This is a genomic window from Photobacterium sp. AWH4_225, assembly GCF_056158405.1.
On sequence record NZ_JBSWTF010000005.1, the window covers coordinates 69,349 to 87,693 of the forward strand.

Here is an 18,345-nt window from a genome sequence, read left to right on the forward strand (position 1 = left end):
AGATGGCCCCTTGTCCGCTGTGCCATAGCCAAAGCACTGCGCTGTTTTTTGAAGACCGGCGCCGACAGTATTTCCGTTGCGGTGAATGTGCCTTGATTTTCGCTGATCCTGCGTCGAGGCTGTCGCCACAGGAAGAGAAAGCGCACTATGATTTGCATGAGAATAACCCGGAAGATTTGGGTTATCGGCGCTTTCTAGCTCGGCTGGCGGATCCGCTACTTGAGCGAATCGGCCGCGAGCCGCTTGATGGCTTGGATTTTGGTTGCGGCCCAGGCCCGACCTTGTCGCTGATGCTGGCTGAAGCCGGCCACAAAATGGCGGTTTATGACCCTTATTTTGCCGATAAGCCGGCGGTGCTGGATACGCAATATGATTTCGTTACCTGTACCGAAGCGATAGAACACTTTTATACGCCTGCGAAGGAGTGGGGGCAGCTGGTTGGTATGGTAAAACCCGGTGGTTGGCTGGGCTTGATGACCAAACTGGCACGAGATGCAGATGCCTTTGCGCAATGGCATTACAAGAACGACCCGACTCACGTGAGCTTTTTCAGCCGCGAAACCTTCCAGTATCTGGCCCAACGAGATGGCCTCGATGTGGAGTTTGTCGGGAATGATGTAATTTTGCTGAGGAAAACCCAGTAATGACCCGTAAGAAAAGAAGCCGTACTACCGGGATGTCCGATCAGGTAGTCACTGTAAAGACCCGCACCCAGCATGACCTAGATGGTCTGCAGCGCAAAAAAGATCGTAAGCGCAAAGGCCTTAAATCTGGTAGCCGCCACTCAATGGTAACGCCAGAAGATGCCCGCAAGGCAGCACAGCGCAAAGATCCGCGCCACGGTAGCAAGAAGGCTATCCCGCTGATTGTCGAGCCGAAGAAGCCGATGACCAAGCAGCAGCGCCGCATGACTGCTGAGCAAGAGCTGCAGATGCTGGAAAATGATGCTCAGCTAATGATATTGCTTGACCGTATCGAAGCGGGCGAGAAGCTAGGAGCTGGCCTGCAGAAGCAAGTTGACCAGAAGCTGGATCGTATCGAGCAGCTGATGAACCAGCTTGGCCTGCTTGACGAAGACGAGCCGGAGATGGATGAGGTAGCGGTAAGCGGCCCTCGTTCCGATGATGACTTGCTCGATCAGTTCGAAAATATGGAATTTGACGGTTTAGACAAGGAGTAAGCCTTGCAGGATATGACATTGTGGCTAGGACTGGCCGGCCTGATTGTGGCAGTACTGGCAAGCTATGCCGGTTACTTGTTGTTTAAGCTGTATAAGCAGACCCAACGCCATAAGGCTTTTCTTGCCCGGGCCCAGCGCCAGCAGGAAGAAGGGATCAAGCAACGCAATGCCAATATCATGGAAAGCGTGCTGATCATCGCCGAGGCCGGCAAGCAGGACGAGTGTGATATGTCTGAGATCGCGATTCGTTTGTACAAGCTGATGGAAGTCCTCCAGGGTGATCACCGGGTGGACTTTGCCAGCCAATATCCGGCCATGCATGAGCTTTACCTGGTGGTGAAAGATATGCCACGTGGCGATCAGCGCAAGACCCTGGCCAAGAAAGAGCGTATGCAGCTGGATCTGATCCGGATGAAAGCCGAAGCCCGTCTCCAGGAGACCATCAAGTCTGAGCTGGATGTGATCTTGGCCGCCAAGCCAACAGCCTGATACCGATAGCTGTCTTCTCCTGTCTATACTCACAGACAGGGGAAGGCTGATCGGGTTAGCAGTTTAGTTATCTCCTATCTACATCTTTACCAAGTTGTGTCAAACTTGGTGGTCAGTTTTCTCTCCCCTCTAATTTAGTGGAAGTAAGTCATGTCAAATGAGCAAATTGTTTGGGATCAGGCCTTAATCGAAAAATATAACTATTCGGGGCCGCGCTATACCTCATACCCGACGGCGCTGGAGTTCCACGAAGCGTTCACGCCTGCGGAATTTGACATGGCGTGCGCCCAGTATCCTGAGCGTAACCTGTCACTGTATGTCCATATCCCGTTCTGCCACAAGCTGTGTTACTACTGTGGCTGTAACAAGATCATCACCCGTCACCAGCACAAGGCTGATCAGTACCTTGATGCGCTGGAGCAGGAAATTCGTCAGCGTGCGGCACTGTTGGGTGAGCGCACAGTTAGCCAGTTGCACTGGGGCGGTGGTACGCCAACCTTCCTGACTAAGCCGCAGGTAAGTCGTTTGATGGGGCTGCTGCGCGAGCAGTTTACCTTTGCGCCTGATGCCGAGATCAGCATCGAGGTTGACCCGCGTGAAATCGAACTCGATATGCTTGACCACCTGCGTAATGAAGGCTTCAACCGCCTGAGCATCGGGGTGCAGGACTTCAACAAGGAAGTCCAGAAGCTGGTTAACCGTGAGCAGGATGAAGACTTTATCTTTGCCATGGTAGAGCGTGCCCGTGAGCTGGGTTTCCGCTCGACCAACCTGGATCTTATCTATGGCCTGCCGAAGCAGACACCTGAGCTGTTTGCCCAAACCCTGGAGCAGGTGCTGACCATGCGACCTGGCCGTTTGTCGATTTTCAACTACGCCCATATGCCGAAGTTGTTCGCGGCTCAGCGCAAGATCAAAGAGGCGGATTTGCCTCAGGCCAATGCGAAGCTGACGATTTTGCAGCAGACCATTGCGACCCTAACCGGTGCCGGCTACCAGTTTATTGGTATGGATCACTTTGCCCTGCCGGAAGATGAATTGGCTGTAGCCCAGCGTGAGGGGATCCTGCACCGCAACTTCCAGGGTTATACCACCCAGGGCGATACCGATCTGCTGGGTCTTGGTGTATCGGCCATTTCGATGATTGGCGATTGCTATGCTCAGAACCAGAAAGAGCTCAAGCAGTACTACGCCAGTGTCGACGAGAAGCGTGAAGCGCTATGGAAAGGGGTATCGCTTGATAGTGATGACTTGTTGCGCCGCGAGGTCATCAAGTCGCTGATCTGTAATTTCCACCTCGACAAACAAGCCATTGAGCAACAGTTTGATATCGAGTTCGACAGTTACTTTGCTGAAGATATCGAGTTGCTGCAGACCTTTATCGATGATGGCCTGGTTGAGGTGAGCGATAACGCGATAGATGTTGCACTTAAAGGCCGCTTGCTGATCCGTAATATTTGTATGTGCTTTGACAAATATCTGCGCCACCGTGCCCGCCAGCAGCAGTTCTCCCGGGTTATCTAACGCTTATCCGCGTTGCCGAGATAAACAAAAAGCCCTCGCACCATTGGTTCGAGGGCTTTTTTGTACCGGCCGATCTCAGGTATTAGCCGTTAAACATGTTCACCGCGGCAATCAGTGCCAGGATCCCGGCAGCAAAATGGCCCGGGCCATTGGCTGCGATCTCACTGACAGCAGGTATTGCCACGCTGAATGAAAATAGACTTTCCAGCATGGTGGGATTCCACTGTGTTCTTGGTGTTATGTTGCGTCGTGTGGTGTGGCTTCAGCGTTGGCCGAAGTCGGGGGGTATTGTACGCAAAATGAGCGAAGATGGAATGGGGGTAGGTCAAAAAATGGCCAGTAATTGGGATTTAATTTCTGCCGCTACCGCCTGCATATTCGGATGGGTTTTAATGAAACCATTGTACGAAAGGAAGTGCGAAAGCAAGCCCAGTTTGTGGTTGAGCCTCCTTCCGCACATTAAAGCGAACTAGTCGGTCACGACATTGAGCTCTTTGAGTTTGCGGGTCAGGGTATTGCGACCCCAGCCGAGCAGTCGTGCGGCTTCCTGCTTGTGGCCATGGGTATGTTCCAGTGCCGCCTCCAGCAAGATCTTCTCGAACTCCGGCAAGGCTTCACCGAGCAGGTTCTGGTGGCCTTGGCGCAGGTTGTCGAAGGCCCACTTTTCCAGCGCATGGTGCCAGTGCTGGTGGCCGCCTTCGCTGGACTCCGGTTCACTCGGTGCCAACAGTTCCGGTGGTAAGTCAGCAGGCAGGATTTCCTTGCCGCTTGCCATGACCGTAAGCCAGCGACAGGTATTTTCCAGCTGGCGGACATTACCCGGCCAATCCAGGGTCGTCAGGGCTTCTTCGGTATCCGGATGCAGGGTTTTGACTTCGACCCCGAGCTCATCGGAGGCGCGTTTGAGGAAATGGCGGGTCAACTGCGGGATGTCCTGACGGCGGTCTTTCAGTGCCGGCAGATGAACCCGGATAACATTGAGGCGGTGGAACAAATCTTCGCGGAAGTCTCCCTCGGCCACCAGACGTTCGAGGTTCTGGTGGGTTGCCGCGATGATCCGGACGTCGACATTGACCGGTGAATGGCCGCCGACCCGGTAGAACTGGCCATCGGCAAGTACCCGCAATAGCCGGGTCTGGATATCCAATGGCATATCACCGATTTCATCGAGGAACAGGGTGCCGCCGTTGGCCTGCTCGAAGCGGCCCTGGCGGACGCTGTTGGCCCCGGTAAAGGCGCCTTTTTCGTGGCCGAACAGCTCCGATTCAATCAAGTCCTTGGGGATCGCAGCCATGTTGAGGGCAATGAATTCCTTGTGGCTGCGCGGGCTGTGGCGGTGCAGGGCATGGGCCACGAGCTCTTTACCGGTACCGGACTCACCGTTAATTAGCACCGAGATGGATGAGCGTGACAGGCGGCCGATGGCGCGGAAAACTTCCTGCATCGCTGGCGCTTCACCGATGATTTCCGGCGCATTCTTCTCAATGGTTTCAGGCTGCTGCTGGCGCTTCTGCTCCTGGCTGTGGGTGACGGCTCGCTCGACAAGGCTCACTGCCTCGTCGATATCAAATGGTTTGGGCAGGTATTCGAAAGCCCCTTCCTGATAGGCATTGACCGCAGCATCGAGATCCGAGTGGGCGGTCATGATGATGACTGGCAGGGTCGGGTAATCGGCCTGTAGCACCTTGAGCAACGAGAAACCATCCATGCCCGGCATGCGGATATCGGAGACCAGTACGTCAGGAACGCTGCGCTCCAGTGCCTCGACCACACTGTCGGCATTGGCGAAGGTTTCACATTTCAGTCCGGCTGCGTTGAGGGTCCGCTCCAGTACCCAGCGGATCGAGCTGTCGTCATCGACGACCCAAATTAGTCCTTTGCTCATGCTAGTCCTCTACATAATCGGTAAATACAAGGTGAATTTGGTATGGCCTGGCCAGCTGACAACTTCTATCTTGCCTTGGTGCTGGTCGACCAGGTTCTGTGCAATGGAAAGCCCCAGCCCGGTGCCGCCCTCGCGTCCGGTCACCATCGGGTAGAACAGGGTGTCCTGGATATCGCTCGGGATCCCGGGGCCATCGTCGATAATGTCGATTTTGGCGGCCACGCGATAACGCTTGCCGTGAATTAACGCTTGGTGGGCGGTACGGGTCTTGAGGGTAATATTGCCACCGCCGTGCTGCTTGAGGGCTAGCGAGGCATTGCTGACAATATTGAGAATGGCCTGCTCGAGCTGCTCGGCATCCATGGTGAAGTCGGGCAGGCTGGGATCATAGTCGCGGTGTAGGTGGATATTCTCGCCGCAATCGATACTGATCAGCTGACGGACTTTTTCCAGCACCACGTGGATATTATCTTGCTGGCGGCTGCCGGGACGCTGCGGACCGAGTAGGCGATCGACCAAGTTACGCAGCCGGTCTGCCTGCTCGATGATCATCTGGGTATATTCGGTATAGCTCGGGTCGGGCAGGGTTTTTTCCAGTAGTTGGGCGGCACCGCGCAGGCCGCCCAGCGGGTTCTTGATCTCATGGGCCAGCCCGCGAACCAGCTCCTTGGCGGCTTGTTGCTGGGCATGCTGGCTCAGCTCTTGGCTGATCCGGCGTTGCTGGTCAATCGGCTTGAGCTCGAGCAGGATCAGCAGCTCGCGTTGCCATGACAGTGGGCTAGCATTGAGTTCGAGGGTGTGGTGGCGGCCGTCAATCACAAACGTCACGTCACTGTCAGCCAACCCTTGTCCGCTTTGCAGCGTTTCGGGGAGCAGGCTCAAGTCCAAAGAGGTATGCTGGAGCAGATCAGAGAAACGGGTATTGTTGAGCCGGCGCTTGCTGAACGACAGCAATTGCTCTGCTGCCGGATTGACATAGCGTATGGTCAGCGACTCATCGAGCAATACGATTGCCGTGACTTGGTTGTCCAGGATCAGGGAAGAAAAGTCAGCCGTCACAATTACCATCCTTGTTGGTGCAGTTCATCATGGTGCATTGAACTGCCAATGCACCATATTGGTGCAATCAAGTGTAGCCTGTCTGTCTGGTATCGTGAACGAAAAAGTGGCGAACGCCTGTTATTTGGGCACCGGGAGCGGTGCAGGGCGTTGGTTGATACGGGCACGGTGCAAGAAGACAGTCATTTCTTCAGATGATGCAATAACCTTGCCGTGTTTTAGCAATTCTACCTGTAGGGTATGACTGCCGCGATCTATATTGGTGAGTGGCCAGGTAAGCTGGGCTTGGGGGCGGCCGTATACTTCACCATCAAGTCGCAATTGTACACTGTGGCCTTGGTTGAGCTTGCGGTTGGCAGAGGCCCTGACGGTCAGGTTACCCTGATTATCGCGAAGGGTTTGTTGATCTGATGGGGTGTCGATTTGGATGCTTGGCTGTGGTAGTGCAGGCTCGTTGGATAGCGGTTCTTCCGGGGAGGGCAGATCATCTAAGACTAGAGAGTCTGCTGATGTCGTCGCATTTCCCATGGGGAGAGGAGCTGGTGGTTCGGGTAGTTGGATATCGAGTACCGCTGCACCTGGATGGGGCTTATCGGAAAAATGGGTCGTGCCGTCTTCGTTTTGCCAGGTATAGATCTGGGAGGCAGAGATCGTGGAAGGGAACAAGGCCAAAGCCACTAAAAAAGCCGCGAGCAAATGGGAGAGCCGGTACATGGTTTCTCTTGGGTTATGGGTGTTCCGGATATTGTCAGCAGTATTGTGTCATGTGGACAAGATCAAAAAGGCCAGCTTGTGAAGCTGGCCTAAATCTATTATGTAGACTTATTTATCAGTTACTTAAACTGAGTAGTACAGTTCGAACTCTAGTGGGTGCGTGGTGCTGTTGATTTTCTCAACGTCCTGAGATTTCAGGTCGATGTAAGAATCGATGAAGTCGTCAGAGAATACGCCACCCGCTGTTAGGAACTCACGGTCTTCGTTTAGGGCTGCCAGTGCGCCTTGTAGAGATTCAGCAACAGTTGGGATTTCTGCCGCTTCTTCTGCTGGTAGGTCGTACAGGTCTTTGTCCATCGCTTCGCCTGGGTGGATCTTGTTCTGGATACCGTCAAGGCCAGCCATTAGCATTGCTGCAAAGCATAGGTATGGGTTAGCTGATGGATCACCGAAACGAACTTCGATACGGCGTGCTTTCGGGCTTGGTACCACTGGGATACGGATAGAAGCAGAGCGGTTACGCGCTGAGTAAGCTAGCATAACTGGCGCTTCGAAGCCCGGTACTAGACGCTTGTATGAGTTAGTTGATGCGTTCGCGAATGCGTTGATTGCGCGAGCGTGCTTGATGATACCGCCGATGTAGTAAAGCGCCATCTCAGATAGGCCGCCGTACTTGTCGCCAGCGAACAGGTTAACACCGTCTTTAGCTAGAGACTGGTGAACGTGCATACCAGAACCGTTATCACCTACTAGTGGCTTAGGCATGAAGGTTGCAGTTTTACCAAATGCGTGAGCAACGTTGTGAACAACGTACTTGTAGATTTGGATTTCATCAGCTTTGTCCGTTAGGGTGTTGAAACGGGTAGCGATTTCGTTCTGGCCTGCAGTTGCCACTTCGTGGTGGTGTGCTTCAACAACTAGACCCATTTCTTCCATGATTAGACACATAGCAGAACGGATGTCTTGTGATGAATCAACTGGAGCTACTGGGAAGTAACCGCCTTTAACGCCTGGACGGTGACCTTTGTTACCGCCTTCGAAGTCAGAACCTGTGTTCCAAGCAGCTTCTACGTCGTCGATCTTGAAGAAAGAACCAGACATATCGGTTGCGAACTTCACGTCGTCGAATAGGAAGAACTCTGGCTCAGGACCGATAAGAACGGTATCTGCAACGCCTGTTGCACGCATGAAGTCTTCCGCACGCTTAGCAATAGAGCGTGGGTCACGGTCGTAGCCCTGCATTGTCGAAGGCTCTAGGATGTCACAGCGGATGTTTAGGGTTGCATCTTCTGTGAACGGGTCTAGTACCGCGCTCGCTGCATCTGGCATCATAACCATGTCTGATTCGTTGATACCTTTCCAACCAGCAACAGAAGAGCCATCGAACATTTTGCCTTCTTCGAAGAAGTCAGCATCGATCTGGTGGGCTGGGATAGAGATGTGCTGCTCTTTACCTTTAGTATCGGTAAAGCGTAGGTCAACAAACTTAACTTCGTTTTCCTGGATCAGCGCAAGTACGTTTTCTACTGACATCTTGAGTAACCTCCGGTGTTAGGTTGGGCATTGGCCACAACAAATTAGTAATGAGCGTGTTCTGCTCTATTGCCCTAATACAATGCTATAACCGTGCCAACTTTTCAAAGCCCCAAAATAGCGCACTTAGCGGGTATTTCGGGCTGATTTAGTCCATCTGTTGCACCTTTTTGGGGATTTATTGCACCATAATGGTGCAATTGGTGTGAGTATCCCTTTTATGGTGCGCGTAACTACATTAGCCTACCGCGGCATATTGTCAATTGGTCAGAATAGAAAAAGGCAAGCAATAAACCGGTCTGCCAGAGCGGTTTGTGGGCCGACAGAGCATGAAAAAGCCTTAATAGAACGGCCAGAAAGAAAAAGGCGGTGATATAAATCACATATTACGTGGGTTTTGGCGTAAAATCTGTTAGATTATGAGCCGTTTTTTTAACCAAGTAGCGCCATCCGGTCGCTGCATGTTCTGAGTGAATGTGAATCCATGTCTAATCCACAGATCGATAAATTAAGAAATATCGCAATTATTGCGCACGTTGACCACGGTAAAACCACCCTGGTTGACAAACTGCTTCAGCAGTCTGGCACGTTAGAGTCTCGCGGTGAAGTTGAAGAACGCGTAATGGATTCCAACGACATCGAAAAAGAGCGTGGTATTACCATTCTTGCTAAGAACACAGCGATTAACTGGAATGATTACCGCATTAACATCGTAGATACCCCAGGACACGCCGATTTCGGTGGTGAAGTTGAGCGTATCATGTCGATGGTTGACTCTGTACTGCTTATCGTTGACGCCGTTGACGGCCCAATGCCTCAGACTCGTTTCGTAACCCAGAAAGCGTTTGCCCACGGCCTGAAGCCTATCGTGGTAATCAACAAGATCGACCGCCCTGGCGCTCGTCCTGATTGGGTAATGGATCAGGTATTCGACCTATTCGACAACCTAGGTGCAACGGATGAGCAGCTAGACTTCCAGGTAGTTTACGCATCAGCGCTTAACGGCTGGGCAACACTGGAAGAAGGCGAGACTGGCGACGACATGGAACCATTGTTCCAGGCTATCGTGGACAACGTAGCGGCACCTGATGTTGACGTTGACGGCTCTCTGCAGATGCAGATCTCTCAGCTTGACTACAGCTCTTACGTAGGTGTTATCGGTGTAGGCCGTGTTACCCGTGGTAGCGTGAAGCCGAACCAGCAAGTGACTGTTGTCGGTGCAGACGGCAAAACCCGTAACGGTAAAGTGGGTACTATCCTTGGTTACCTTGGCCTTGAGCGTCACGAAGTTGAGCAGGCGACTGCTGGCGACATTATCGCAATCACTGGTCTTGGCGAGCTGAAGATCTCTGACACTATCTGTGACGTGAATGCGGTTGAAGCACTACCTGCTTTGTCTGTTGACGAGCCAACCGTAACCATGACGTTCCAGGTAAACACTTCTCCATTTGCGGGTAAAGAAGGTAAGTACGTGACTTCACGTAACATCCTTGAGCGCCTGCAGAAGGAATTGGTACACAACGTTGCCCTACGCGTTGAAGAAACGGAAGATCCGGACAAGTTCCGCGTATCTGGCCGTGGTGAACTTCACCTGTCTATCCTGATCGAAAACATGCGCCGTGAAGGATTCGAGCTAGCGGTATCTCGTCCTGAAGTTATCATCAAAGAAGAAGATGGTCAGCTGATGGAACCGTTCGAAACCGTAACTATCGACGTGGTGGAAGAGCACCAGGGCGGTATCATGGAGAACATCGGTCTGCGTAAAGGTGAGCTGACTGACATGGCACCAGACGGTAAAGGCCGTGTGCGTATGGACTTCATGATGCCATCTCGTGGCCTGATCGGTTTCCAGACTGAGTTCATGACCCTGACTTCTGGTTCTGGCCTGATGTACCACACGTTTGACCACTACGGTCCGCACAAAGGCGGTACCATCGGTCAGCGTAACAATGGTGTACTGATTGCGAATGCAGCGGGTAAAGCCCTGACTAACGCCCTATTCAACCTGCAGGAGCGTGGCCGCATGTTCATCGGCCACGGTGTAGAAGTATACGAAGGTATGGTCATCGGTATTCACAGCCGTGACAACGACCTGACGGTTAACGCCCTGAAAGGTAAGCAGCTAACTAACGTTCGTGCATCGGGTACCGATGACGCGCAGGTTCTGACTCCGCCAATCAAGTACACGCTTGAGCAAGCACTGGAGTTCATCGATGATGACGAGCTAGTGGAAGTAACACCTGAAAGCATCCGTATTCGTAAAAAACTACTTACGGAAACTGATCGTAAACGTGCAAGCCGCGCAGCAAAATAATTGCTAGCTGCTAGCCGTTAAACCATCCCCCCATCGGTGCTACCATGGGGGGATTGTTGTATCTGAACCCTACAAAAAAAGAAGAACGACTATGCAACCTATCATTATTACCGGGGGGCCGGGAGCGGGGAAAACCTCGCTGCTCGATGCCTTGGCCCGGCGCGGCTATATGACTTTCCCCGAAGTATCCCGCACCTTGATCCGCGAGCAGGCTGCCTTGCCTGACGGCGTACTACCTTGGACAGACCTGCCCCGCTTTGCTGCGCTATGCCTTGATAGGATGAGTAACCAGCGTGAGCAGGCCAAGCGAGGGACCATGCCGGCCTTTGTCGACCGGGCAATTGGCGATATCTGTGCTTATTTGACCATCGGCGGCATCAACGTGGATGAACATTACCAAACCATGGCCAAGGGCTACTTCCCGACAGTTTTTGTTTGCGCGCCGCATGCCGATATTTATGTTCAGGATGAAGAGCGTCCGCACAGTTTTGCCGAGGCTGAGCAGATCCATCAACAACTGATCGAGACATACCGCGGGCTGGGCTACGAGGTGGTCGATATACCGTGGAATGGTATTGAAGAGCGGGCCAGTTGGTTACTGGCCCGGCTTAAGCAGGAATAAAGGCAGCAATCTGCAGGCTAACTGCGTTGCAGTTGGGAAATAAAGCGCTCGGATTCGTTAATTGCCGCTTCCATATCGGTGATTGCCCGTTGGATATCGCGCTGCAGGGACTGGAATTCTCCCTGTAGAGAACCGATCGCGGCGGCATTGAGGTTATGCTTTAAGTACAGAGTGTTATCGCGTAGGGTATCGAGTACCGGATCCATTTTTTGCTCGGCACGGTGCATGGCACTGAGCATACGCTGGTAAGAGGTTTTGGTACTGTTGAGCTTAGACTCACTGTCACGGCGTAGTTTGCTGCTGCTGTAGAGATCTAGTTCATCTTGCCATTCGTCGAACAGGGCGTCGGCGACATCTTCAATCGCAGCAATGCGCTCGCGGACTTTTTCGGCTGCATCATTGCTGGCCTCGTATTGGTCGTTGACCTGGTTATAGGCGCTTTCTAGATCGCCGCCGTCGAATTGGGTGAGTGCCTTGAGGGCATCGAGCGCGCTGGTAAATTGTTGCTGGGCGTCTTGCTGGGCCTCATTGGCATCCTCGACCCGGTCGACCATGATATCGCGTTTGTGGATGCCGACCTGTTCCATGGCCGAGTAATAGGCACTTTGGCAACCTGTCAGGGTGGTGAGGCTGATAAGGATCGCAAGCAGGTAGGGCATAGTTGACTCCATGTGTCCTAATATGTGAAAAGTGACTGTGAATACAAGTAAATAATGACATGACTATGGCTGACAAACCAACAACTAGCAAGCAGACATGGCGCCAGCGGGCGCGAAGTGTCATGGCATTTACCGGGTATTTGCACCATCGTATCGGCCATGACCGGCTGACCGTGACGGCGGGCTCGATGGCCTATGTGACTTTGCTGTCCCTGGTACCATTGATCACCGTGGTATTGTCGGCTTTGTCATCCTTTCCGGTATTTGCTGGCCTTGGGGAGTTGCTGCAGAATTTCGTGATAGAGAACTTTGTCCCTGCGGCTGGTGAAGTAGTTAAGCAATACCTCAACGAGTTTGTGGCCAATGCCGGCAAGATGACGGCAGTGGGGGTCGCAGCCCTTTTTGTAGTGGCGATGATGCTGATCTCGTCTATAGACAAGTCACTCAACTATATCTGGCGGGTGCATGAAAAGCGCCGACCGGTGATTTCGTTTTCTATCTATTGGATGGTATTGACCCTCGGGCCGATTTTGGTTGGTTCGAGTATTGCGGTTAGCTCTTATCTGGGATCGCTCAACTTGCTGGGTAGCGAGGCAGTGAACGGCCTGCTGCAGCGCTCCTTGCGCTGGCTGCCGGTGTTGATGTCGAGCACGGCCTTTCTCGTTCTCTACCTGTTGGTGCCCAATACCAAGGTGCGCTTCCGCCATGCCTTGGTCGGTGCCGTTATTGCCAGTATCCTGTTCGAACTGAGCAAGAAGGGGTTTGCTCTCTATATTACCAATTTCCCTTCTTACCAGGTGATCTATGGTGCCTTGGCGGTGGTGCCGATTTTATTTGTATGGGTTTACCTGTGCTGGTGTATTGTATTGTTTGGGGCCGAGATTACGGCAAGCCTTGGCGAGAAGAGCCACTGGCACCCAGAGGCCAAGGGGTGGCAAATGACTGTCCCCACCCAGGCTGAATTGTCTGATATTCAACAGGCTGTGGATCTTCAGGCAGACAATGAACAAACAGCCTCACAACAGATTGTAGGAAAAGGTAAAAACGAATGATTGCACTGATCCAACGGGTGAGCGAAGCGAGTGTAACGGTTGATGGCCAAGTGACTGGGGCTATCGGCAAAGGCTTGCTGGTTCTGCTTGGCGTCGAAAAAGGTGATGATGAAGCCAAGGCCAAGCGCCTGCGCGAAAAAGTGCTAGGCTATCGGGTGTTCGAGGACGAAGAGGGCAAGATGAACCTCAACGTCCAACAAGCCGGTGGCAGTGTATTGGTGGTATCGCAATTTACCCTAGCTGCCGAGACCAAGAAAGGCATGCGCCCGGGCTTTTCCAATGGTGCGGCACCGCAAGATGCCGAGCGCATGTATGAATATTTTGTTGATTGCTGCAAGGAAACAGGGGTCAAGACGGAAACGGGCATCTTTGCCGCTGATATGAAAGTGGCACTGCTCAACGATGGCCCGGTAACCTTCTGGTTGCAGGTATAATTATTAAATAGGCAGCTTTGCCTCAGGAACGCTGGAGAAGGATTTCATGTTTCGACTTGTCACCCCCCAAACCGAAGAAGAGCTGGCTAGCTATTATGATTTTCGCTGGCGGATGCTGCGTGAGCCTTGGCATATGCCGGTGGGCTCTGAGCGTGATGCCTATGACGATTTGAGTAGCCACCGGATGATTGTCAGTGATAACGGCCAGACTATCGCGATTGGCCGTTTGTACATGACCCCGGATAACGACGGCCAGATCCGCTACATGGCGGTCCACCCGGATCACCGCCATCAGGGGATGGGGGCGATAGTGCTGATGGCGTTGGAATCATTGGCCCGTGAGGAAGGGGCGAAGCGGTTGGTGTGTAATGCCCGCGAGGATGCGATCCCGTTTTACTTGCGTAGCGGCTTTACCAACCAAGGTGAGCTGAGTGAAGAAAAGGGGCCGGTTAGGCACCAGCAAATGCTCAAGCACCTCGACCCGCTTACCGAAGTGGTGCGGCATCCGGATTGGTGCCAGGAGCTACAGGAATTGTGGCAATCTCAGATCCCAATCAGTGAGCGCATGGGCGTGAAGATCAGCCAGTACACCGGCTACCGGTTTGAAGTCAGCGCCCTGATCAATGCCAATCTCAATACCAAAGCCAATATGTTTGCCGGCAGTATCTTCACCATGGCGACACTGGCGGGCTGGGGCTTTGTCTGGATGCTGCTCAAAGAGCGCAAGTACAAAGCCGATATCGTTCTGGTTGATAGCCACATCCGTTATCGTTCACCGGTTAAGGAGCGCCCGCGCGCGGTGGTCACCGTGGAAGATCTCGAGGGTGATGTTGAGCGGCTGGCGACCCATCGCAAAGGCAGGGCTATCGTCAAGGTCAACGTCTACAGCGGTGATGAACTGGCTTCGACGTTCTCCGGTACTTATATGCTGCTGCCGTCACACAGCGAGCCGGATACCGTTTGCTGACCTTCCTGCCAGCGCCTGATCAGGTGCTGGCAACTTATCTTCGCTTCCAGCTCCAGTTGTTGTCCGGCAGGAGTCGCTAAATCCCACTGGCCTTTTAATACCGCGTCTATTTCCTTGCCCGTAATGCTGAGCGGTGCAATGGTCATTCGTCCCCGGTCACTGGTGATCTTAAGTGGTGTGATTACCAATGGTGTCGGCTTATCCGTCTCTGTTGTCTTGGCGACAGGAGAGGCCTCAGCCTCAGATGCAGAAGCCTGTCGCCAGGCATTGAATAGTGAACGGCCTCCTTGCTCAACAGCGCTGTCGCGAAATGTCGCACGCAGCTCGCCGTTCAGGCTATGGGCCAGGCTGGTATAGTTCTGGCCGAGGCCCTGTATGGCTGCCGTCATATCGATGCGGCCGCTGGCCGGCCAAGGCACTGATAGCCATTTCGGCAAAACATGTGCCGGCAGGCTATCACCCTGAAGTGCAGCCTGCCACGGCAACCCTTCTTTGCTCAGATCTATTTGTCCCGTCGCTTCTAGCAGCCCATCCTTGAACGGCAGGAAGGCTTGGTTCAATTGCCATTGGCCTTGCTCGCTGGTCATTTCTATAAGCGGTTCGAATAAATCAACAGTATTGAGGCTCACCTGTCTGGCGGTCGCTGCAATATTGCCTTGCCATAGAGCGAAATAGGGCTGTGGCTGGAGCAACAAGTCTTTGCCACTGACGTTTAGCCCATTGATATACCATGGGGTATCACTTTCGGCTGCCGTCAGTTGGGCATAGCCGATATCCATTGACCGGATCTTGATCTGCTTGAAAGAAGAGAGTGAGTGCGAGAGATGGCTAGCCCAATCGGCGGGTAAGAACCATTTGATCCCTTTGCTGGTCAGGTTGCCCAGTTGCAGAGTATCCGGGGTGATTTTGCCTTCTGCACGCCAGTATCCTTCCAGTGCGCTGACGGAAGCACCATTTAGGGTAATGGCGTTGGGCATGAAGTTCAGATCCAACAGGGGATCGGTAAATGGCTGTTGTCGCCAGCTGCCACTGTCTGCATTGAATGATAGCCAGGCGTTATGCTGCGAGTACGCTGAGCTGGGCCAGTGCCAGTCGGTTAGGGAAAGATTGGCGTGGTTGAGGCTAACAACAGGCAGTTCGATACTGCTGTCGAGCATATCAACCCGCTTGAGTGTGGCCTGCCATTGCTCAGAGGCCCAGCTATCGAGCTGGTGCTGGAGGGTTTGGGTTAACTCACTGTCTTGTAGTTGCAGCCCGGACACTGTGAGCTGGTGGATATCCAGCGCTTTTTTGTCAGTTGCCAAGTCGAGCTGGCCATTGATGCTGGCATGCTGCCAATCAAAAGAAAAACCATTGAGCTTCCATAGATTGCCGTGGTGGTTACCGTCCAGTAGCAATTGCTTGGTTTCCCATTGCTGCCACTGGGCACTGTCGGCCGCTAATTGGAAATTCCCACTGAACTGCTGCCACCAAGGGGCCGGATTATTGGGTTGGTAATGCCAATTATCGAGCTGGAGTTCTCCCTTCTCAAGGTATATCGAGTTGGTCGCAACATTCAATTGGCTGATCGCAAGGCGTCGGCTGCGTAGTTCGGGCAGCTTGGCGTTGGCTAGTGCCTCGGGAGGAAGCATTTGCTGAGGAACGGCAGGGCCATCAACCAGCAAGCTGTCAAACTGCCATTGCAGCTGGGTCAGTGAATCAGTGCTGAGCCAAAGCGAGACTCGATTAGCGGTTATCGGTGGCTGTTCGTCAGTCAGGGTCAATGACGGTTGGAGCAGCGTAAGGTGCCATGGATCTCGGATATGATAACGTGCTTCACTGAGGGTCAAGGTGTAGGGAGTAAGCCAATTAACCGCCTGGCTAAGCATGGGCGCAGCATATTGGGTATGCAGCAGGGTCAGGATGACGGTGACTCCCAATGCCGCGAGTACAACAATCGTGGCGATAATTTTCCCAATAAAACGCATAGAGGCTCCCAGCATCCGACAACTCCCAGTCAATCGCCCTCAGTACATTTGTATCTGAGGCAATGATCATTAGGCGGCAATTTCATCCCGGCTGCAAGCGCTGGGCAGGATTTTTGGCGTTGAATTAACGAAAAAGCCCCTCATAAGAGGGGCTTAGAGTTTACGGTTAGCCGCTAGCGGTTAGTCTAGCTGTGGGCCTGCAGCAACCAGAGAGGCACCTTCGGCATTATCGGTGTACTTCTCGAAGTTGTTGATGAAGCGCTCGGCCAAATCTTTCGCTTTGCTTTCCCACTGTAGTGGATCGGTGTAGGTATCGCGTGGGTCAAGGATCTCTGGGTCAACATGCGGTAGCGATGTTGGGACTTCCAGGTTGAAGATTGGGATATTCTTCGTTTCTGTGTTCTCGATAGAGCCATCTAGGATAGCGTCGATGATTGCACGGGTATCCTGGATAGAGATACGCTTGCCAGAGCCGTTCCAGCCGGTGTTCACTAGGTAAGCTTCAGCACCTGCCGCTTCCATGCGCTTAACCAGTACTTCAGCGTACTTGGTTGGGTGCAGCGTAAGGAATGCATTACCGAAACAGGCCGAGAAAGTCGGCGTTGGCTCAGTGATACCACGCTCAGTACCGGCCAGTTTGGCAGTGAAGCCAGATAGGAAGTGGTATTTGGTTTGCTCAGGAGTTAGCTTCGATACCGGAGGCAATACGCCGAACGCATCAGCCGATAGGAAGATAACCTTGTTGGCATGGCCGCCCTTGGAGATTGGCTTAACAATGTTTTCGATGTGGTAAATCGGGTAGGAAACACGGGTGTTTTCTGTTTTCGAGCCATCATCGAAGTCGATAGCGCCATCGCTGCGTACCGTAACGTTTTCTAGCAGAGCGTCACGGCGGATCGCATTGTAGATGTCTGGCTCGGCTTCTTTAGAGAGGTTGATGGTTTTCGCGTAGCAACCGCCTTCGAAGTTGAATACGCCGTTATCATCCCAGCCATGCTCGTCATCACCGATCAGGGCGCGCTTAGGATCGGTAGACAGAGTCGTTTTACCTGTGCCTGATAGGCCGAAGAACACCGCGACATCACCGTTCTCACCCATGTTGGCAGAACAGTGCATCGATGCGATATCACGAAGCGGCAGGAAGTAGTTCATCATAGCGAACATACCCTTCTTCATTTCGCCGCCGTACCAAGTACCGCCGATAAGCTGCATCTTCTCAGTCAGGTTGAACACCGTGAAGTTTTCGGAGTTCATTTCATGCTCTTTCCACTTCTCGTTGGTGCACTTGGCACCATTCATGACCACAAAATCAGGCTCGAAGGTTTCCAGCTCTTCTTCCGTTGGACGGATGAACATGTTCTTCACGAAGTGAGCCTGCCAAGCCACTTCAGTAATGATACGGATACATAGGCGGGTATCTGGGTTGGTACCACAGAATCCGTCAATGACAAACAGGCGCTTGCCAGATAGCTGGCCTGTCACTAGCTCTTTCAGATCGTTCCACGCTTCGACACCAATGCTCTTATTATCGTTTTTGCCTTGGTCTGCCCACCACATAGTGTCGCGGGTAGTGTCATCTTTTACGATGAACTTATCTTTAGGGGAACGGCCAGTGAAGATACCGGTATCAACGGCGACGGCACCAAGCTCAGTAACGATACCTTTTTCGTATCCCTCTAGGCCCGGCTTGGTCTCTTCTTCGAACAGAACTTCGTAACTTGGGTTACGAACAATCTCTGTAACATTGTTGATACCGTATTGAGATAGATCTAATTTTTTTGCAACCTTTTTATCGACGTTCATGACAGTCATAGGTGCTCCTTGGGTAAGATGTTGTTTAACTGTTGACCATGCTAGCAACCCTAAAGGGGTAATTCAGGGAGGTTTATCAAAAATTAACCATTAAAAAGTTAAGGTTAAGTAAAAATCTTAAATATATTGTAGGT

General features: G+C 52.6%; 17 protein-coding genes. 9 read left to right on the forward strand and 8 right to left on the reverse strand.

What is annotated here, in order from left to right; all coding sequences use genetic code 11:
* Positions 1-2 precede the first annotated feature (2 nt).
* The 4 genes from ACXAD4_RS29100 (at position 3) to hemN (ending at position 3,193) form a co-directional block, all read left to right on the forward strand.
* Entirely contained in the window at positions 3-644 is a 642-nt protein-coding gene (locus tag ACXAD4_RS29100) for a class I SAM-dependent methyltransferase (RefSeq protein WP_475245763.1), read from the forward strand.
* Positions 644-1,180 carry a Der GTPase-activating protein YihI gene (gene yihI, locus ACXAD4_RS29105; protein ID WP_475245764.1) on the forward strand — a complete coding sequence of 179 codons (537 nt, stop codon included), beginning with the start codon at positions 644-646 and terminating at the stop codon, positions 1,178-1,180. The genes ACXAD4_RS29100 and yihI overlap by 1 nt, the downstream gene beginning before the upstream one ends.
* Before the next feature lie 3 nt (positions 1,181-1,183).
* The gene (locus tag ACXAD4_RS29110; RefSeq protein ID WP_475245765.1) at positions 1,184-1,669 is read left to right on the forward strand and encodes a DUF2489 domain-containing protein; all 486 of its coding nucleotides are present in this window, start codon (positions 1,184-1,186) and stop codon (positions 1,667-1,669) included.
* Positions 1,670-1,819: 150 nt separating this feature from the next.
* Entirely contained in the window at positions 1,820-3,193 is a 1,374-nt protein-coding gene (gene hemN / locus ACXAD4_RS29115) for an oxygen-independent coproporphyrinogen III oxidase (protein WP_475245767.1), read from the forward strand.
* A gap of 82 nt (positions 3,194-3,275) precedes the next feature.
* Here hemN and ACXAD4_RS29120 read toward each other — a convergent pair whose 3' ends face one another.
* The 5 genes from ACXAD4_RS29120 to glnA all read right to left on the reverse strand — a co-directional run bounded on the left by ACXAD4_RS29120 (position 3,276) and on the right by glnA (position 8,384).
* Positions 3,276-3,404, reverse strand: a complete 129-nt coding sequence (locus ACXAD4_RS29120) for a hypothetical protein (protein WP_255526741.1) — start codon at positions 3,402-3,404, stop codon at positions 3,276-3,278.
* Between the two features lie 258 nt (positions 3,405-3,662).
* Positions 3,663-5,078, reverse strand: coding sequence for a nitrogen regulation protein NR(I) (gene glnG, locus ACXAD4_RS29125; protein WP_475245768.1), 1,416 nt, complete (start codon positions 5,076-5,078; stop codon positions 3,663-3,665).
* A gap of 9 nt (positions 5,079-5,087) precedes the next feature.
* A complete protein-coding gene (gene glnL, locus ACXAD4_RS29130) occupies positions 5,088-6,137 on the reverse strand; it encodes a nitrogen regulation protein NR(II) (RefSeq protein ID WP_475245770.1) in 1,050 nt (349 codons plus the stop codon).
* Between the two features lie 120 nt (positions 6,138-6,257).
* Entirely contained in the window at positions 6,258-6,851 is a 594-nt protein-coding gene (locus tag ACXAD4_RS29135; RefSeq protein ID WP_475245771.1) for a DUF4124 domain-containing protein, read from the reverse strand.
* 123 nt (positions 6,852-6,974) lie between these two features.
* The gene (gene glnA, locus ACXAD4_RS29140; protein ID WP_107300282.1) at positions 6,975-8,384 is read right to left on the reverse strand and encodes a glutamate--ammonia ligase; all 1,410 of its coding nucleotides are present in this window, start codon (positions 8,382-8,384) and stop codon (positions 6,975-6,977) included.
* Between the two features lie 484 nt (positions 8,385-8,868).
* Here glnA and typA point away from each other — a divergent pair, with 484 nt between their 5' ends.
* Together typA and ACXAD4_RS29150 are read left to right on the forward strand one after the other, a co-directional pair.
* Positions 8,869-10,698 (forward strand): translational GTPase TypA, encoded by a 1,830-nt coding sequence (typA, locus tag ACXAD4_RS29145; protein WP_475245772.1) that lies wholly within the window; start codon positions 8,869-8,871, stop codon positions 10,696-10,698.
* Between the two features lie 91 nt (positions 10,699-10,789).
* Positions 10,790-11,320 carry an AAA family ATPase gene (locus ACXAD4_RS29150; protein ID WP_475245773.1) on the forward strand — a complete coding sequence of 177 codons (531 nt, stop codon included), beginning with the start codon at positions 10,790-10,792 and terminating at the stop codon, positions 11,318-11,320.
* A 17-nt stretch (positions 11,321-11,337) separates the two neighbouring features.
* Here the strand turns inward: ACXAD4_RS29150 and ACXAD4_RS29155 are convergent, their stop codons facing one another.
* Positions 11,338-11,979 carry a DUF2959 domain-containing protein gene (locus tag ACXAD4_RS29155; RefSeq protein ID WP_475245774.1) on the reverse strand — a complete coding sequence of 214 codons (642 nt, stop codon included), beginning with the start codon at positions 11,977-11,979 and terminating at the stop codon, positions 11,338-11,340.
* Positions 11,980-12,101: 122 nt separating this feature from the next.
* Here ACXAD4_RS29155 and ACXAD4_RS29160 point away from each other — a divergent pair, with 122 nt between their 5' ends.
* Genes ACXAD4_RS29160 through ACXAD4_RS29170 form a run of 3 tightly spaced genes read left to right on the forward strand, consistent with a single transcriptional unit; the run spans position 12,102 to position 14,432 of the window.
* Positions 12,102-13,031: a virulence factor BrkB family protein gene (locus ACXAD4_RS29160; protein WP_475245808.1), complete on the forward strand. Its 930-nt coding sequence runs from the start codon at positions 12,102-12,104 to the stop codon at positions 13,029-13,031.
* Positions 13,028-13,465, forward strand: coding sequence for a D-aminoacyl-tRNA deacylase (dtd, locus tag ACXAD4_RS29165; RefSeq protein ID WP_475245775.1), 438 nt, complete (start codon positions 13,028-13,030; stop codon positions 13,463-13,465). Before ACXAD4_RS29160 ends, dtd begins: the two co-directional genes overlap by 4 nt.
* A 46-nt stretch (positions 13,466-13,511) precedes the next feature.
* Positions 13,512-14,432 (forward strand): bifunctional GNAT family N-acetyltransferase/hotdog fold thioesterase, encoded by a 921-nt coding sequence (locus ACXAD4_RS29170; protein ID WP_317525068.1) that lies wholly within the window; start codon positions 13,512-13,514, stop codon positions 14,430-14,432.
* On the opposite strand, the gene ACXAD4_RS29175 is transcribed toward ACXAD4_RS29170, so the two are convergent.
* Both ACXAD4_RS29175 and pckA read right to left on the reverse strand, forming a co-directional pair.
* Entirely contained in the window at positions 14,387-16,399 is a 2,013-nt protein-coding gene (locus tag ACXAD4_RS29175; RefSeq protein WP_475245777.1) for an AsmA family protein, read from the reverse strand. The genes ACXAD4_RS29170 and ACXAD4_RS29175 overlap by 46 nt on opposite strands.
* 180 nt (positions 16,400-16,579) lie before the next feature.
* Positions 16,580-18,211, reverse strand: coding sequence for a phosphoenolpyruvate carboxykinase (ATP) (gene pckA / locus ACXAD4_RS29180; RefSeq protein WP_475245778.1), 1,632 nt, complete (start codon positions 18,209-18,211; stop codon positions 16,580-16,582).
* Positions 18,212-18,345 lie beyond the last annotated feature (134 nt).

Excerpts from the sequence above, each read along its gene's own strand:
- dtd (WP_475245775.1), top strand. The coding sequence starts at position 13,028 with ATGATTGCACTGATCCAACGGGTGAGCGAAGCGAGTGTAACGGTTGAT.
- hemN (WP_475245767.1), top strand. The coding sequence starts at position 1,820 with ATGTCAAATGAGCAAATTGTTTGGGATCAGGCCTTAATCGAAAAATAT.
- glnG (WP_475245768.1), bottom strand. The coding sequence starts at position 5,078 with ATGAGCAAAGGACTAATTTGGGTCGTCGATGACGACAGCTCGATCCGC.
- pckA (WP_475245778.1), bottom strand. The coding sequence starts at position 18,211 with ATGACTGTCATGAACGTCGATAAAAAGGTTGCAAAAAAATTAGATCTA.
- glnA (WP_107300282.1), bottom strand. The coding sequence starts at position 8,384 with ATGTCAGTAGAAAACGTACTTGCGCTGATCCAGGAAAACGAAGTTAAG.
- ACXAD4_RS29135 (WP_475245771.1), bottom strand. The coding sequence starts at position 6,851 with ATGTACCGGCTCTCCCATTTGCTCGCGGCTTTTTTAGTGGCTTTGGCC.
- ACXAD4_RS29175 (WP_475245777.1), bottom strand. The coding sequence starts at position 16,399 with ATGCGTTTTATTGGGAAAATTATCGCCACGATTGTTGTACTCGCGGCA.
- ACXAD4_RS29170 (WP_317525068.1), top strand. The coding sequence starts at position 13,512 with ATGTTTCGACTTGTCACCCCCCAAACCGAAGAAGAGCTGGCTAGCTAT.
- ACXAD4_RS29160 (WP_475245808.1), top strand. The coding sequence starts at position 12,102 with ATGGCATTTACCGGGTATTTGCACCATCGTATCGGCCATGACCGGCTG.
- typA (WP_475245772.1), top strand. The coding sequence starts at position 8,869 with ATGTCTAATCCACAGATCGATAAATTAAGAAATATCGCAATTATTGCG.
- yihI (WP_475245764.1), top strand. The coding sequence starts at position 644 with ATGACCCGTAAGAAAAGAAGCCGTACTACCGGGATGTCCGATCAGGTA.
- ACXAD4_RS29100 (WP_475245763.1), top strand. The coding sequence starts at position 3 with ATGGCCCCTTGTCCGCTGTGCCATAGCCAAAGCACTGCGCTGTTTTTT.
- ACXAD4_RS29120 (WP_255526741.1), bottom strand. The coding sequence starts at position 3,404 with ATGCTGGAAAGTCTATTTTCATTCAGCGTGGCAATACCTGCTGTCAGT.
- ACXAD4_RS29155 (WP_475245774.1), bottom strand. The coding sequence starts at position 11,979 with ATGCCCTACCTGCTTGCGATCCTTATCAGCCTCACCACCCTGACAGGT.
- ACXAD4_RS29150 (WP_475245773.1), top strand. The coding sequence starts at position 10,790 with ATGCAACCTATCATTATTACCGGGGGGCCGGGAGCGGGGAAAACCTCG.